Here is a 15,437-nt window from a genome sequence, read left to right as displayed (position 1 = left end):
ATTTTTTCAAATTTATCTGTGATAAGTTTGAAATATTGTCATGAAAGGGATTTCTTAAGTTGAGTATATATTAATTCCACTCTGTTATACATCAAAAGTTGTATAAAAATATAAATGAGGGTGAGACATGATTGACGTCTCATACCCTCGATTTTATTAAAAGTAACTGTATTTAGTTAAAAATGATTATCTATTATTTAAATGGTTTGGTTTCATTTTTAAAGGAGAAAAAACATAATCGACATTATTCCAATTTAAAAAATCTGCGAATTTAAGATAAGATGCTTTGAAAAATTGAGTGATTGTATCAATGTCATGATGTTGTTGGTATTCAATCAGATATTCCATTAATTGTTTATCGAAATAACTATCTTTAGGAAATCGATCGTCAGTATCAAATGGCTGATCTGCAAAAGGATATGGCAAGACAAAGAAGGTTGGTCCTTCAAACTGATCATCACCAAACCAAAAGCCAAATTCAATCATTTCTTCATCAAAAGCTGCACGTTCAATAACCTTGCTATCATCTTCAAATGGTGCTGGTTGGTCTTTGACGATCATACAAGAAATATCAAAAGTCCCCCAAAATAAACCTGGTTTAGATTTTCTAACTCTTAGCCCATTAACGAAGTTTGCTTCAGCATGATAGGCGAATTTCATTAATGCTAATGCTTTTTTGGCAATTTTATCATCATAATGATGATGTTCTATGTCATTTTCAAATGGTATCGGGTTTGCTACTTCCTGTGGTAAAGTATTGATTTTTAAATGAATATCTGACTGGTTTAACAGTTTTTCAATTTCGTTATAATAATATTGTATAGTTCTTCCATTTTTTAAGGTAATGCCATGCACGTTTTGATCAACGACGACTTCAATGTGGTGTTGTATCAGGTTAACGCTTAGCGAAAATGTATGTGTTTCATAACTTAACATACCAGTTGAAAAGCCTTGGACATCTATATTTAGCGTCACGTGTGACCACTGGGGCTCTTGATAACTTGCTTCTAATTTATATTTACCTAATATCTGTGATAGTAAATGTAGTGTGTCTTTTTCATTTTCCCAATCTTTAAAATTCATAATACGAATACCACCTCATATATTATTTGCTATAAATTTTATACCACAGAAACTAAAGTTGAAACACAATATAAAAATGCTTGTATCAAGTATATTAAAGTATCATTTGTTATAATGATACAATGATAAAGATATATGAACTAATCAAGTATGTGCTAAGTTGTAGTTCATTACAAAATGAATGTGAACGCAATGCTATTTTCTGAATAATCAAAATACAACTTGATATTGTCATGTATATTGTAAAATTAATTACCGAAATAAGGAGAGTAACCAATGAATAATGCAGATTTAATTGCTCCAGAAACATATAATATAGTTAGCGAAATTGAAAAATATGCAAATGATCCGTCAAAAAAAGCGATTATTTTTAATGATCAAACTGGTAAAGAACGAGATATAACGTATAACCAACTGATAAAAAATGCAAACAAAATTGGCCATGTATTTTTAAAATATGGTCTGAAAAAAGGTGATAAATTATTAATCATGATGCCTCGTGCGATTGAGACATATGAAGTATATTTAGCCGCGTGGAAATTAGGTATTATCATTGTACCTAGTTCTGAAATGTTGCGTACTAAAGATTTACAATATCGTATAACGCATGGTGAAATTAAGGCAGTTGTAGCCACAGGCGATAGTATCGAAGAGTTCAAAGGCGTTCAAGAATATGACTCCTTACTTAAATTTATCGTTGGCAGTAAGGTTGATCATTGGATTAACGTTGAAGAAGCGCAAACTGATGCTTCAGATACACTTGATATAGAAGCAACTTCAAGAGAAGATATTGCTTTATTATCATATACATCAGGCACAACAGGTAATCCGAAAGCAGTGGTACATTCTCATGGTTGGGGCTATGCACATTTACAGATGGCTCCGAAGCATTGGTTAAGCATAACTGAAGATGATATCGTATGGGCGACAGCAGCACCGGGCTGGCAAAAATGGGTATGGAGTCCATTTTTATCAATCATGGGTTCAGGCGCAACGGCATTTGTTTATAATGGTAAATTTAATGCTGAGAAATACCTCGAATTACTAGAAACGTATCAAATCAATGTGCTTTGCTGTACGCCAACTGAATATCGTTTAATGGCAAAATCCCCTAATTTAACAAATTATAATTTGTCACATTTACATAGTGCTGTATCTGCTGGGGAACCATTAAATAGAGAAGTTGTTGATAAATTTCAACAAAACTTTAACTTAACTGTTAGAGACGGCTATGGCCAGACAGAAAGTACATTATTAATCGGTTTCTTAAAGGATACAGAAGGACGTCCTGGATCAATGGGTAAAGCTATCCCAGGCAGTTATGTTACGGTTATCGATGAGGATGGTAATCCTGCACAACCCAATGAAATAGGCAATATTGCAGTGCCGTTAGACTTACCTGCTTTATTTAAAGGCTATTATAAAGATGAAGCACGTACTGCAAATCCACAAATTGGCGAGTACTTTATTACTGGTGATTTAGCAAAAATGGACGCGGACGGTTATTTCTGGTTTGAAGGTAGAAGAGATGATATTATCATTAGTTCTGGCTATACTATCGGACCATTTGAAGTAGAAGATTCATTGACAAAACATCCATACGTAAAAGAATGTGCAGTCGTAGCGAGTCCACATGAAATCAGAGGGAATATCGTCAAAGCTTTTGTCATCTTACAAGATAACGTTACAGGTGATGAAGCAGTTGTTAAGGAATTACAAAATTTCGTTAAACAAGACGTAGCACCTTATAAATATCCGAGAGCAATTGAATTTGTAGATGATTTACCTAAGACTAACTCAGGTAAAATTAGACGAATTGAATTAAGAGAAGCGGAAAAAGAAAAATATTTATAAATCAATGTTGATTCATTTGAAAGCAAGCGCCTATCATACTGACAATAATAATGATGGGCGCTTGTTTTGTGTGTGAGTAGTGTTATATCAAAATAAAAACATGGAACGGAATGTTCCATGTTTTTTAGCAAATATATGTATTATTGGAAACTTGCTCCTATTAAGGCAAATCCAATTGATACAATGATGTATGCAATTGCCCAAATAATTGAAGCTTTTTTAGACAAACGATTCGTCGCAAAGAGCATAATGCCAAATACATATGCGCCGATTAGTGTTTGTAAGTTAAATGCGCCTAACATTTGGTTGCCTTTATCAAAGACATTTAAGCTTGCAATATTATAATCAGTAGGAGATAAACCAGCAATCCATTGGATTAATGCAACAATTAAACCTACGATGCCAGTAATTATAGTAAAACTTAATGTTGCAGAAAAGATAGGTTTTGCGGTTGCATCAGATTTCATTATTTTAGAAATAACTAAAAAGATTAAAAATGTAATACCAATACCAAAAATGCCACCAATTAAACCAGTGATGATGCCACCAATTAAACCAATCGTTTGCATATTACCCATATCTTGAGTACTTGCACCTGCATCTTGATAAATTTCATTGTAATCGATAGATAATGCGCTAACAGTTGTTGAGAGTGCAATGACTACGAATGCAATGATTAATTTGAGTCCCCATTTAGGTTGTTCGCGTAATTTTGAAAAATGTTGTGCGAATGGTAAGTTAGAATTTTCCATGAATCCCTTGCCCCCTATATATATTATTTTCCAAAGCATAACATTACCTACAATATTTTAAAACACTTTTAAGAAAAACTTTAAATAAAATTAAAAAAATAAAATCTTTTCGATTACTATTACTGATATTACAATATTGTTAGGTATATATTTATCAAAAAATATTGTATATAAAATAATGTTATGCATTATATTTTTTGTTGTGTGATTATGATAGTATCTAAAATGAATAATAATTTAAAGGAGTGTTTTAGCATTGAAGAAAAAGTGGATGTGGATTATCGGTGTTATTGTCGTTATCGTATTAATTGCAATTGCATTAATTTTAAGGCAAGCAAATAGTAGCTCAGATAAAAAGGATGGTTATGATACATATAAAGTGGAGAAAGAAAGTCCGCTCAATTTAGAAGGTAAAGCTTCACCTAAATCAGTTAAAACATATAATAATAACAGTCAATTGGGAACGTACGTAAGTACACAAGTTGATGATGGTCAATCAGTTAAACAAGGTGACCCACTCATCAATTATGAAATTAATAATAATAAACGCCAGCAGTTAGTTGATAAAGTGGACAACGCCAAAGATGAAAATGAAAGAGCGGAAGCACAACAACAACTTAACCAGTATGATCGTCAAGTGAACGACAGTATTTATGCTGCTTTTGACGGTAAAATTGATATTCAAAATAGAGAAAATGTCTCTGATGGAGAGCCTATTCTACAACTTGTTGCAGATGAACCACAAATCAAAGCAACAGTGACTGAATTTGATCTAGGAAAGATTAAAGAAGGCGACAAAGTAGACGTTAAAGTAACAAGTACTGGTAAAAAAGGTAAAGGTGAAATCAAGAAAATTTCAGAGTTGCCAAAAAGTTATGAAGAAAGTTTAAGTAAATCTGGAGGCGGAGCAGCAGCTAGTTCAGGTAGTGAAGAAGATGGTGGTGCTCAAGCTTCTAATCCAGTTTCGGACCCGAGCGGTGGCAGTGACTCAGATTCATCTAAATATACAATCGTCATTAGCGATATAGATATTCCTGTACGTGCAGGTTATTCTATGGAAGTTGAAGTGCCATTAGATGCAATCAAGTTACCAAAATCAGTGTTAACTAAAGACAATAATGTTTTTGTACTAGGTAAAAACAATAAAGTTGAAAAACGTGATATTAAAATTGATAAAGTCAACGGTGAAATATTTGTAAAAGAGGGTCTGAAAAAAGGTGACAAACTAATTAAAAACCCTAAAAAATCTATGAATGATGGAGACAAAGTTGAGGTGTCATCATGATAGAACTTGTAGATATCAATAGACATTTCAAAAACGGTGATGAAGAAAATCACATTTTGAAAGACATCAATATCAACATTAAAGAAGGAGAATTCATAGCAATTATGGGGCCTTCAGGTTCTGGTAAAAGTACACTCATCAACATATTAGGTTTTATTGACCGAGGTTATGAAGGCGATTATTTGTTTAATAGCGAGAATTATAAAAAAAGTTCAGATAACGAATTGGCAGAAATTAGAAATAAAACAGTAGGGTTTGTTTTCCAAAACTTTAAATTAATTCAAAACAATACGATATTGGAAAATGTAAGTATTCCTTTAGTTTATGCAGGACTGGGGTCTCAAGCACGTAAAGAAAAAGTGATCAATACATTACACGATGTGGGACTATATGATAAAGAAAATTTAGTACCTAACAAATTATCAGGAGGGCAACAACAACGTGTAGCCATTGCTCGTGCAATCATCAATAACCCGAAATTTATCATTGCTGACGAACCTACAGGGGCACTTGATTCAAAAACGTCTGAAGATATTATTGATTTGTTTATGAAATTAAATAAAGAACATCGCACAACGATGATTCTCGTAACACATGATCGCAAAGTAGCGGATAAGGCAGATCGTATTATTCATATACTAGATGGTCGTGTACAAAGAGAAGAGGTGGTTGAATGAAGAATTTATCGAACATCATCGCCATTTCATTCAAATCCATTTTAAAGAATAAGCGACGTAATATTTTTACTATGATTGGTATCATCATTGGTATTGCTGCTGTTATTACGATTATGTCGTTAGGTAATGGGTTTAAACAAACAGCGTCAGAGCAATTTGAAGATACAGGAGCAGGCAAAGATTCTGCTACAGTAAACTATATGACGAGTAGTGGTGAAGGTGCGAAAGATAATCCTTTTAGCCAGTCAGATTTGGATATTGCTAAACAAGTGAATGGTGTTACAGATGCAAAAATCAAAGAAAGTGACGATCAAGGTTATTCTGCAAAAATGACAAATGCCCAGAAAAAAGGCGACGTTAGTATTTTAAAGAAAAAAGAAATGACTAGCCCAGAAAAAGGCAAAGGTTTTAATGAAGATGGTAATGAACTAAATAAAAAAGTTGTTACCGTTGATGACAAAATTGCCAAAGATGTATTCAATAATGAAGCTATAGGTAAAACATTATACATTGATAATCAAGGTTTCGAAGTTGTAGGCATTGTAAACGATGCGATGAACCCATCAGCTGTTCATATGCCTTCCAATACATTTAATAGGTATATGGGGCAGTTAACGCAAGATTTTCCATCACTTCAATTATCATTAGTAGATGGCGCTGATAAGAAAGAAGTCGCTGACAAAGTCGCTAAAGAATTGAATAAAAAAGGTTCAGGCGCAGGCGATGGAAACTATAGTTATACAGATATGGAAGAATTCATGAAAAATATCAACAAAGTATTTGATGGTATTACTTACTTTGTAGCTGCTGTTGCAGGTATTTCACTATTTATCGCTGGTATTGGAGTTATGAATGTGATGTACATTTCAGTTACTGAGCGTACAGAAGAAATTGCGATACGTCGTGCATTTGGTGCAAAAGCGCGAGACATTGAAGTCCAATTCTTGGTAGAAAGTGTTGTACTTTGTGTGATTGGCGGTATCATAGGTCTAATCATAGGCATACTTGTCGCAAGTCTAGTAGATGCAGTAACACCAGATTATATTAAGAGTGCGGTTAGTCTAAGCTCAGTGCTCATTGCTGTAGGTGTTTCTACATTGATCGGTATCGTATTTGGTTGGATTCCAGCGCGTTCAGCTGCGAAGAAAGAATTGATCGATATAATTAAGTAGTATTTAAAAAAGATATAAAAAGAGCCATTCGCTTTTATAAAAAGGTTTCGTCATTTTATGCGATACAAGTTGGCTGCAAAAAGCATAAACATTTATAGCTCAAGTATAAATATGACATGCAATAGGCTGGGGCAAAAGAATTGTCTCAGCCTTTTATCCCATTCAACCCTAGTTTTTCTCGATGCAGTAGGGGCTACAGTCATTTTAAATACATCAGATTTCAATCTTGATTCACTACTTGTTTTAAAAATATGTTCATACAGGAACAAAATTTATGTCTATCAGATGGAAACATGAAATTTACGAGATCTGCTAGTGTCGACTTTTGAGATGCTTTGCCATATAAATGTAATTATCAGTTAATGTTTCCAGTGATTGTGCATTTAGATATATATTTAATTAAAAATAATAAAAATAAATATTTTAAGGAAATGTATTGTGTAATCCAGCTAGGTGTATTATGTTAATTTAGAAAGTGATTTCATGTAAAAGGTTAAGCTTTTATCAAAAAAGGGGGATTATTATGGAGTATTTGCTCAATGTACAAAATTTAAACAAAACTTACGTTGATTCAGATTTTAATTTAAATCAGATTAATCTATCGATTGAACCCAATACAGTGGTAGGGCTTGTTGGGAAAAACGGTTCTGGTAAATCTACGTTAATTAATACATTGGTGGGAAATCGATTTGCAGATGCTGGAGACATTCAATTTTTTGATACGCCAATTTCTCGTGATGATTATGCGTATAAAGAACATCTAGGCGTTGTATTTGATGATCTTCGACTGCCTAATAAACTTAATGCAAAACAAATTAGTAAAGTATTTTCTAATATTTATCGCACATGGGATGAACAGCATTTTTTTGAAATGCTGGAGAATTTTGAATTACCGAAAGAACGTCAGATTAAAACTTTTTCCCGTGGTATGAGCATGAAAATCTCAATATCTATTGCACTATCTCATGATAGTAAACTTTTAATTTTAGACGAGGCTACGGCAGGAATGGATGTTTCTGGACGTGAGGAAGTGTTAGAAATACTTGAAGATTTTGTTGATAAAGGTAATGGTATTTTAATTTCATCTCATATTTCGGAAGATATTGAGACGCTTGCAGATAAATTAGTATTTATGAAAAATGGGCGTATTTTATTACAAGAGCACAAAGATACATTATTAAATGATTATGGCATTGTTTCATTTGAAGAAGGAGAATTCGATGTTAATCACAGTAATGTTGTTGCGTATCGCATACATAAAGGTACAGGAAAAGCACTTGTAAATCAAAACAAAGATATAGATTTAGCACAGCCATTAAAAAATATTGATGATGCCACAAAAATATTAATGAGAGGAGAATTAGCATGAAAGGTTACTTAATGAGTTATTATTTTACAAATCAAAAATCAATTTACATATATTTATTGTTAAGTATTCCAATTTGTTTGTTTTTCTCTTTTACAAATCCAATAATGGCTAGTTTCATGCCTATGATATTTTTAGTATCACCAGCAACAGATAATTTAAAAAATGAAAAAGACTCAAAGTGGATGTATTTTGTTTCTACATTACCCTATAGCAGAAATACTTATGTGAGTAGTCATTTTGCATTTTATAGCTTATTAGCATTAACAGGTATGGTGGTATCACTTGTGATTAATGCAATTGTTGCGGGGAGTATAGTAAGTGGTGTGAATTCAGCGTTACTTGGTACAGGATTTATCGCGTTGTATTCGCTTATTTTCCCATTTACTTTTAAAATGGGGGCAGAAAAATCAAATGTCATATTTATGATTGTATCCATTATCGTAGTTATTTTATTCTTTGTTTATTATTTTGTAGGTATGGCCATATTATCTGGGACAGGTAATCTTATAGAAGAAATAAGTAAAAACTTGTGGTACGGTGGTATTTTTGCAGTGATTGGCTTAATTGTTATGGCGCTTTCATTTATTGCTTCGAAGCAAGCATTTAAGTATAAAGAGTTATAAACAACACGGCTTAACCTACTGTCTACCTTGACAAACACGAATAATCGTTATATCTTATTAATATTAAAAGTTAAAAATTTAGGCATACTTTTCTATGTTTTTCTACATAATTAAAGCTTTAGCAAGTTGTTAATAAAAGTATTGGCAAATTGAAAAAGTGAATAAATAGTGGTGAATATAAGGAATTGTACGTCTTACTGCATAAAATGTAGAATAAGCAAATTCTCAAATAAATGAATATATATATAATAGGTAGCAAAGCAAAACACTCGTCATAAGTGCGTTGTAATGAAGCCGACAATGATAATAAGTCAGTATGGATTTATTATTAATTGTCGGCTTTTTTTCGTGGAAAATGTAATTTTAAATCAAGTGTTGTATTACTATTATAAATTTAAATGTCGTATTACAGAAGGTAAGGTGATTGATCATGATTGACGCGCATATTTTTCTAACATTATTATTTCTAACTTTAACTATTTCAATTTTAAGTAGTCTCTTTTTCTTAATAAAAAAAGTACCGACTAAATATGCTCGAATACATATTTATATTGTAGCATTGCCAGCAATTGTAGCTAGCTTAGGTCTTATATTGTCACAGAAAAATATAGAGGTAGGTATATGGCGTTCTGACGTATTATCTTGGCTCATGGTTGGTTTTGTCCTCGTTATTGGTGTGATTATCCAACGTTACTGTATTCGTTATCTAGCTGGTGATAAGAGCTATAAAAAATACTTCACTTTATTTACTTTCACGACTACCTTTGCATCATTTGCTTGGTTAACTGCGGATATGAGAATGATGGTAATCAGTTGGGGATGTACTCTATTAGGACTTACGATTTTAATCAGTTTAACAAGTGCCTGGAAAGTTACACGTGAGGCAGCAAAAGTTACAGGAAAATTATTCTTGTTAAGTTGGGTTGCGTTAATCAGTGCTGTTTTGTGGATTGGATTATCGACAGGTGAATGGCATTATTCTGTAGCCTTAAATGAAGCACATCTATCCATGATTAGTGGTTTGGCACAATTTGGCATTAATTTACTCATTGTACTAGCTGTTATGATTCCAGCGGCACAATGGCCGTTTCAACGTTGGTTAATTGAATCTGTAGCAGCACCTACACCGGTTTCTGCGATTATGCATGCTGGTATCGTTAATGCTGGTGGTATTATGTTAACCAGATTTTCAGGTATCTTTAGCGGCGATATCGCATCTATTGTTTTATTAATTTTCGCAAGTATTTCAGTATTACTCGGTGCAGGTATTAGTTTAGTCCATGTGGATTATAAAAGATTATTGGTCGGTTCTACAATAGGCCAAATGGGCTTCATGCTAATTCAATGTGCATTAGGTGCATATATTCCTGCGATCATTCACTTGATTTTACATGGCTTATTTAAAGCGACTTTGTTTCTACGTTCTGGGTCGGCAGTGCGTCATTTTAGTGTCCCGAGTCGTGCAAATGAAAGAATGTCTTATGTATGGATAGTCAGTGGTCGTATTTTAGCGTTTCTAATTGGATTAGGTTTTTGGTTGAGTGCACCAGAAGAAAGTTATCGTCTGGTAAGTGGTCTCATCTTAGCATGGTCCTTATCTGTCTCGTGGACACAGTTGGTAGCTTTTGGTGAAGGTAATTTCGGGCGTGTCATGGGTATGTCGATACTCATTGTTGTTGGTGCAGTTTATTTTGTGGTACATCATTATTTTTCAGATGCATTACATACTTTGACAATTCATAGCGTGCAGCCACCCGCTTTTATCGTTATTGCCGTAGCATTCATTTTATTGCTCGGTAGCTTAATTAGTACGTGGGTAGCACGTCACCGATCTTCTGTCGTATTTTCAATTTTGTATATGTGGATAGTTCGTTTAGGAGATGCAAAAATTGAAACGGTTGAACGTCATCCTAATTATTTAAAATCTTATTTGTCAAAAGGAGGACACTAAAATGGGGAAACATAAAGCAGTGACAAACCAAAGTCAACATAAAGATAATATCGATCAAATAATTGCTAAAGCGAGCCGAGTTATCGTTCCTTTATCACCTATTTCTGTGTTTGCTGCAAGAAACCCTTGGTCAAATTTAGAACGGAATGCATTTCAAGATGTGGCGCAATGGTTAACAAATGTCCGTGACGTAGATATCTATCCTACAATGCATATGTTTGAACAAGCATATCAACGTGATGAAATTGATAAAGATATGATTGAATTTAAGTTACAAACATGGCTAAATCAATCGATGCTCTCGATAGATAGACAATTTGCTGAAAGATATGCTAGAGCAATGTTAGATTTGTCTAATATTGTAGACGTAACGCGTTATTCTGAAAACAAAAAACAAGTGAATCAACACAATGAAACAATAAATTTAGATGATGAAACTCATACAGTGCCATTAGTGAGCACCTATCTTATGGATAAAGATGGTAGACGATTGATAGATATTGTAGATTATCACGTTATTAAATGGTGCAAATTATATTTAGATGATGCACAATCCGGATGGACGATGCCTAACAGAGAAAAAGGTCTATTCTTTGCATGGCAACGTTTGGCACAACATGATCCAGCATTGACCAAGCAACAACGCGCACGGTTGAAAACACTGCCAAGTCAAGCTGAAGCGCTCATTCATATGGTCCTACAAAAGTTAGACATTGCTGAAGCACAGTATCAAACATATTTGGAAAATCATTTGCTATCTTTACCTGGATGGGCTGGTATGATGCTATGGCAAGATGAACAAACGTCTAATGATGATCAAATGTTATTGTCATATTTAGCTATTCGTCTTGGTATAGAATGGGCAATTGTTGAGCCATATTTACCCGTGAATTTACCAGAAAATTCAATAACATATGAATACGATGAATTAGCAGAGCATTGGCTTGATATTGGAATATTTACCAGTGAACAATGGCAACAATTATCTGAATCCGAAAAAAATGCTTATATAAATTTTGCATTACAATTTAAAAAACATGGTCGCAGACAAATTTTATTAACGGCTTGGGAAGCAACATATGAGCATCAATTAGAAGCGACCGTGACCACAAACCAAGATAATGAGCAAGAAAGCCAAAAGCCACAAGTACAAATGGCATTTTGTATAGATGTACGCTCGGAACCTTTTCGTCGACAAATAGAAGCGGCTGGTGCATTTGAGACAATCGGTGTTGCTGGGTTTTTTGGACTCCCCATTGTCAAAGAAGAACTGGGACAATCCCACAGTCACCCATCTTTACCTGTGATGAATCAACCGCAACATAAAATTAAAGAATACACGCATGAGCAAGAACCTACATCTTTTCGCCAGCATCAACACATACTCAAATCGATAACGTATACATTTAAAAAGATGAAACAAAATGCTTTACCGAGCTTACTTTTACCAGAGCTAAGTGGCCCTTGGTTAACGCTTCAAATGTTTTCAAGAAGTTTCGCACCGAGACCTATCGGTAAATTGATACGAAAATTTTATGATGGTTGGTTACAAAAACCGAATGATACAACGTTATCATTAGATCATTGCAATATTAATGAAGAAGGTATACCAGTTGGTTTTACAAATGAAGAAAAAGTGGACTATGTCCAACAAGCGTTGCGTTTAATGGGTTTGGAATTAGAGTTTGCCCCATTAATCGTATTGTGTGGACACGGCAGTCAAAGTGCGAATAATCCTTATGCTTCTTCACTTGATTGTGGTGCATGTGGTGGTGCAGCCAGTGGATTTAACGCGAAGGTATTAGCACAGCTTTGTAACTCGACTGAAGTTAGAACGGCATTAAATGAGCGAGGTATTGTCATTCCAGAAGATACTATTTTTGCGGCAGCGGAGCACCAAACATCTACAGATGAATTAAAATGGATATACGTACCAACAATGTCAAAAGCTGGACAAAATGCTTTAAATCAAATTCAAGCCGCAATGCCTGACATTACTTATCGCGCAAATGAACAACGATTGAAAGCATTACCAGACAATCACATCTTAAAACAAGACCCAATCAAAGAAGTGCATCGCTTAACAAATGATTGGAGCGAGATTAGACCAGAATGGGGCTTAGCGAGAAACGCTTCATTTATTATAGGTTCACGTGATTTAACAAAAAACAGCGACTTAAAAGGGCGTGCCTTTTTACACAATTATGATTGGAAACAAGATAATGATGGGAGCCTTTTAGCGAATATCATTAGTGGTCCAGCTACCGTGGCACACTGGATTAATCTACAGTATTATGCCTCAACTGTTGCACCTCATTATTATGGTAGCGGTAGTAAAACAACACAGACTATTACGGCAGGTATAGGCGTTATGCAAGGTAATGCGAGCGATTTGTTGACGGGTCTACCTTGGCAATCTGTAATGTCGGCAGACAATAAAATATATCATTCTCCGATTAGACTACTCATCGTCGTGCATGCGCCCAATGCTTATATTAAGCAGCTATTAAATGAGCAATATGATTTTTATCAAAAGGTGCACAATGGTTGGCTTAAATTGGCAAGTATTGATGAATTTGGTGATTGGCAACATTGGTCAGTTGATTAACTTAAAAAACGTTTTTCTGATTTCTTAAAGGACAGAAGAAGTAAGCGATAGTTATATTATTTTCTGGGTAATTGCATATAACTATGGAGAAAAGTATATAAAAATGATAATGTTAGCATTATTAAATAATACGACAATTAATTTTGATTCTATGGGAGATGCATTCGACATGAAAACAACTAAAGGTACCTATGAGTCTGAAATCAGCAAAGCAATTACACAATGGGAAAAAGACTTCCTTGGTCGTGGTTCACTGTCTGTGAAAACTGATATTTTGCGTGATATGATTATTGTTAGTTTGCAGGGTGTGTTAACACAAGCTGAATATAAAGTTTGTGAGACACATGAAGGATTATTAACAATTAAACGTACCAGATCTAAGCTTGTAGAATCTGGTATAGAGGCACTTGATGAAATTGTTTTTTCAGTTACTGGTGAAGCAGTCAAAGGCTTTCATACTGATTTGAGTTCTAAAACAGGTGAACGTGTTATGATATTTAAACTATACGATAATCTTGAGAAAAAAATAGCCGAATAAAGAAAATGATTGATGAAAGTGATGACTAAAAACTGAAAAATCCTTTATTTCAAGGTGTATTTATAGTAATATGACTTACTGAGAAATAGAGAATCATAATTTTAAATTATGGTTCTTTTTCTTTTGTCTTTTTTAAATTACATAATTTAAATTTAATTAAACATGAAAATTATATAAACTATATTTAAAAATTGATAGTATAAAGAGAGTAATGATAGTATGGTGTCTTCTGATTATTATCCTATAAGTTGTAGTATGCATTCTATGTAAATGAAATCAGATATATACTTCAAATGATCTGCTTATTTGTTTTGCAAATTTAAAATTTAGTCGGAAGTTGGATGTGTTTAACAGTTTAAATAATTATAATAAAATGAGAAGAGTCTTTGACTAAGGGAGGAAATATGATTGGATCAAATAAAAAGTATTATGTATTCCTTAATAGAACCTTTAACTAAACCGGAAACATATCAAACGCTACTTTCAAATCTCATTATGATTGTGATATATATCATTGTAGCGTGGATAGTATTGCGTTTTATTAATAAAGGAATAGAGCAATTTTTCAAAATACAAAATAAAGGCAAAAAAGCGAATAAAAAACGTTCAGCAACATTAATATCATTAGTTCAAAATATCGTATCGTATGTGGTATGGTTTATAGTGTTAACAACCATTTTAAGCAAGTTTGGTATCAGTGTTGAAGGTATTATCGCAAGTGCTGGGGTTGTTGGTTTAGCAGTTGGTTTTGGTGCACAAACCGTTGTTAAAGATATTATCACTGGTTTCTTCATTATATTCGAAAATCAATTTGATGTAGGAGATTATGTTAAAATAAATAACGGTGGTACAACTGTTGCAGAAGGTACAGTTAAAGTCATAGGTTTAAGATCGACAAAAATAAATACAATTACAGGTGAATTAACGACATTACCAAACGGCAGTATGGGTGAGATTACAAATTATTCAGTGACCAATGGTGAAGCAATTGTCGAAATACCAGTTTCGGTAGAGGAAGATATTGATCAAGTAGAAAATGTACTCACAGACTATTTTCAATCTATACAAACAAATTATTATTTGTTTATCTCTACACCACAAGTCGTTGGTATCAATTCAATCAGTCGAGATGAAATTGTATTGAGTGTGTCTGCTGAAACAATACCAGGTGAGGGTGCTTCCGGAGCGCGTATTTTAAGAAAAGAGATATTGAAATTGTTTAAGCAAAAAGAGATTAAAACACCTAAGCCGATGATGTTACAATATGACCCTAATCAACAAAATAACGCTTAAATATTCGGAGGAGTGACAGAATGACATCAAATTACGGTTTAAATGACATTGTAGAGATGAAAAAGCAACACGCCTGTGGTACGAATCGCTTTAAAATCATTCGTGTAGGCGCAGATATCCGAATAAAATGTGAAAATTGTCAAAGAAGCATTATGATTCCACGACAAACGTTTAATAAAAAAATGAAAAAAATATTAGTATCTCATCAAGATACGGAAAAATAAGGAGAATG

13 protein-coding genes are annotated in these 15,437 nt (G+C 33.6%); 11 read left to right on the top strand and 2 right to left on the bottom strand.

The genetic code is table 11. The features are described from left to right. Positions 1-186 precede the first annotated feature (186 nt). The gene (locus tag KA833_RS11455) at positions 187-1,083 is read right to left on the bottom strand and encodes a DUF5996 family protein (protein ID WP_145381335.1); all 897 of its coding nucleotides are present in this window, start codon (positions 1,081-1,083) and stop codon (positions 187-189) included. A gap of 276 nt (positions 1,084-1,359) precedes the next feature. Here KA833_RS11455 and mbcS point away from each other — a divergent pair, with 276 nt between their 5' ends. Next, positions 1,360-2,937, top strand: a complete 1,578-nt coding sequence (mbcS, locus tag KA833_RS11450) for an acyl-CoA synthetase MbcS (RefSeq protein WP_210128332.1) — start codon at positions 1,360-1,362, stop codon at positions 2,935-2,937. 140 nt (positions 2,938-3,077) lie between these two features. Here the strand turns inward: mbcS and KA833_RS11445 are convergent, their stop codons facing one another. After that, positions 3,078-3,689, bottom strand: coding sequence for a YIP1 family protein (locus tag KA833_RS11445; protein WP_210128333.1), 612 nt, complete (start codon positions 3,687-3,689; stop codon positions 3,078-3,080). A gap of 256 nt (positions 3,690-3,945) precedes the next feature. Here KA833_RS11445 and KA833_RS11440 point away from each other — a divergent pair, with 256 nt between their 5' ends. The 10 genes from KA833_RS11440 (at position 3,946) to KA833_RS11395 (ending at position 15,429) form a co-directional block, all read left to right on the top strand. Continuing rightward, entirely contained in the window at positions 3,946-4,974 is a 1,029-nt protein-coding gene (locus tag KA833_RS11440; RefSeq protein ID WP_046207102.1) for an efflux RND transporter periplasmic adaptor subunit, read from the top strand. After that, positions 4,971-5,651 (top strand): ABC transporter ATP-binding protein, encoded by a 681-nt coding sequence (locus KA833_RS11435; RefSeq protein ID WP_046207101.1) that lies wholly within the window; start codon positions 4,971-4,973, stop codon positions 5,649-5,651. The genes KA833_RS11440 and KA833_RS11435 overlap by 4 nt, the downstream gene beginning before the upstream one ends. Then, positions 5,648-6,823: an ABC transporter permease gene (locus tag KA833_RS11430; RefSeq protein WP_210128334.1), complete on the top strand. Its 1,176-nt coding sequence runs from the start codon at positions 5,648-5,650 to the stop codon at positions 6,821-6,823. Before KA833_RS11435 ends, KA833_RS11430 begins: the two co-directional genes overlap by 4 nt. Before the next feature lie 523 nt (positions 6,824-7,346). Beyond that, positions 7,347-8,192, top strand: coding sequence for an ABC transporter ATP-binding protein (locus tag KA833_RS11425; protein WP_064209663.1), 846 nt, complete (start codon positions 7,347-7,349; stop codon positions 8,190-8,192). After that, entirely contained in the window at positions 8,189-8,815 is a 627-nt protein-coding gene (locus KA833_RS11420) for an ABC-2 transporter permease (RefSeq protein WP_070038414.1), read from the top strand. Before KA833_RS11425 ends, KA833_RS11420 begins: the two co-directional genes overlap by 4 nt. A 430-nt stretch (positions 8,816-9,245) precedes the next feature. After that, entirely contained in the window at positions 9,246-10,766 is a 1,521-nt protein-coding gene (locus KA833_RS11415; RefSeq protein ID WP_210128335.1) for an NADH dehydrogenase subunit 5, read from the top strand. 1 nt (position 10,767) lies between these two features. Continuing rightward, positions 10,768-13,374 carry a DUF2309 domain-containing protein gene (locus tag KA833_RS11410; RefSeq protein WP_210128336.1) on the top strand — a complete coding sequence of 869 codons (2,607 nt, stop codon included), beginning with the start codon at positions 10,768-10,770 and terminating at the stop codon, positions 13,372-13,374. A 169-nt stretch (positions 13,375-13,543) separates the two neighbouring features. Then, the gene (locus KA833_RS11405) at positions 13,544-13,912 is read left to right on the top strand and encodes a Na-translocating system protein MpsC family protein (RefSeq protein WP_046207547.1); all 369 of its coding nucleotides are present in this window, start codon (positions 13,544-13,546) and stop codon (positions 13,910-13,912) included. A 408-nt stretch (positions 13,913-14,320) separates the two neighbouring features. Next, the gene (locus tag KA833_RS11400; protein ID WP_046207095.1) at positions 14,321-15,205 is read left to right on the top strand and encodes a mechanosensitive ion channel family protein; all 885 of its coding nucleotides are present in this window, start codon (positions 14,321-14,323) and stop codon (positions 15,203-15,205) included. Positions 15,206-15,225: 20 nt separating this feature from the next. Then, positions 15,226-15,429: a DUF951 domain-containing protein gene (locus tag KA833_RS11395; protein WP_046207094.1), complete on the top strand. Its 204-nt coding sequence runs from the start codon at positions 15,226-15,228 to the stop codon at positions 15,427-15,429. The last annotated feature ends 8 nt before the right edge of the window (positions 15,430-15,437 follow it).

The organism is Staphylococcus sp. GDY8P67P (assembly GCF_017892545.1).
In the GTDB taxonomy this organism is placed as follows: Bacteria; Bacillota; Bacilli; order Staphylococcales; family Staphylococcaceae; genus Staphylococcus; species Staphylococcus ureilyticus.
Note: the sequence above shows the minus strand (reverse complement) of the source record. Positions and strands in the feature narration are given on the sequence as shown.

Bases quoted from the DNA above. Each gene is read 5' to 3' on its own strand.
- KA833_RS11420 (WP_070038414.1), top strand. From the start codon at position 8,189: ATGAAAGGTTACTTAATGAGTTATTATTTTACAAATCAAAAATCAATT.
- KA833_RS11435 (WP_046207101.1), top strand. From the start codon at position 4,971: ATGATAGAACTTGTAGATATCAATAGACATTTCAAAAACGGTGATGAA.
- KA833_RS11445 (WP_210128333.1), bottom strand. From the start codon at position 3,689: ATGGAAAATTCTAACTTACCATTCGCACAACATTTTTCAAAATTACGC.
- KA833_RS11425 (WP_064209663.1), top strand. From the start codon at position 7,347: ATGGAGTATTTGCTCAATGTACAAAATTTAAACAAAACTTACGTTGAT.
- KA833_RS11455 (WP_145381335.1), bottom strand. From the start codon at position 1,083: ATGAATTTTAAAGATTGGGAAAATGAAAAAGACACACTACATTTACTA.
- mbcS (WP_210128332.1), top strand. From the start codon at position 1,360: ATGAATAATGCAGATTTAATTGCTCCAGAAACATATAATATAGTTAGC.
- KA833_RS11430 (WP_210128334.1), top strand. From the start codon at position 5,648: ATGAAGAATTTATCGAACATCATCGCCATTTCATTCAAATCCATTTTA.
- KA833_RS11410 (WP_210128336.1), top strand. From the start codon at position 10,768: ATGGGGAAACATAAAGCAGTGACAAACCAAAGTCAACATAAAGATAAT.
- KA833_RS11405 (WP_046207547.1), top strand. From the start codon at position 13,544: ATGAAAACAACTAAAGGTACCTATGAGTCTGAAATCAGCAAAGCAATT.
- KA833_RS11415 (WP_210128335.1), top strand. From the start codon at position 9,246: ATGATTGACGCGCATATTTTTCTAACATTATTATTTCTAACTTTAACT.
- KA833_RS11395 (WP_046207094.1), top strand. From the start codon at position 15,226: ATGACATCAAATTACGGTTTAAATGACATTGTAGAGATGAAAAAGCAA.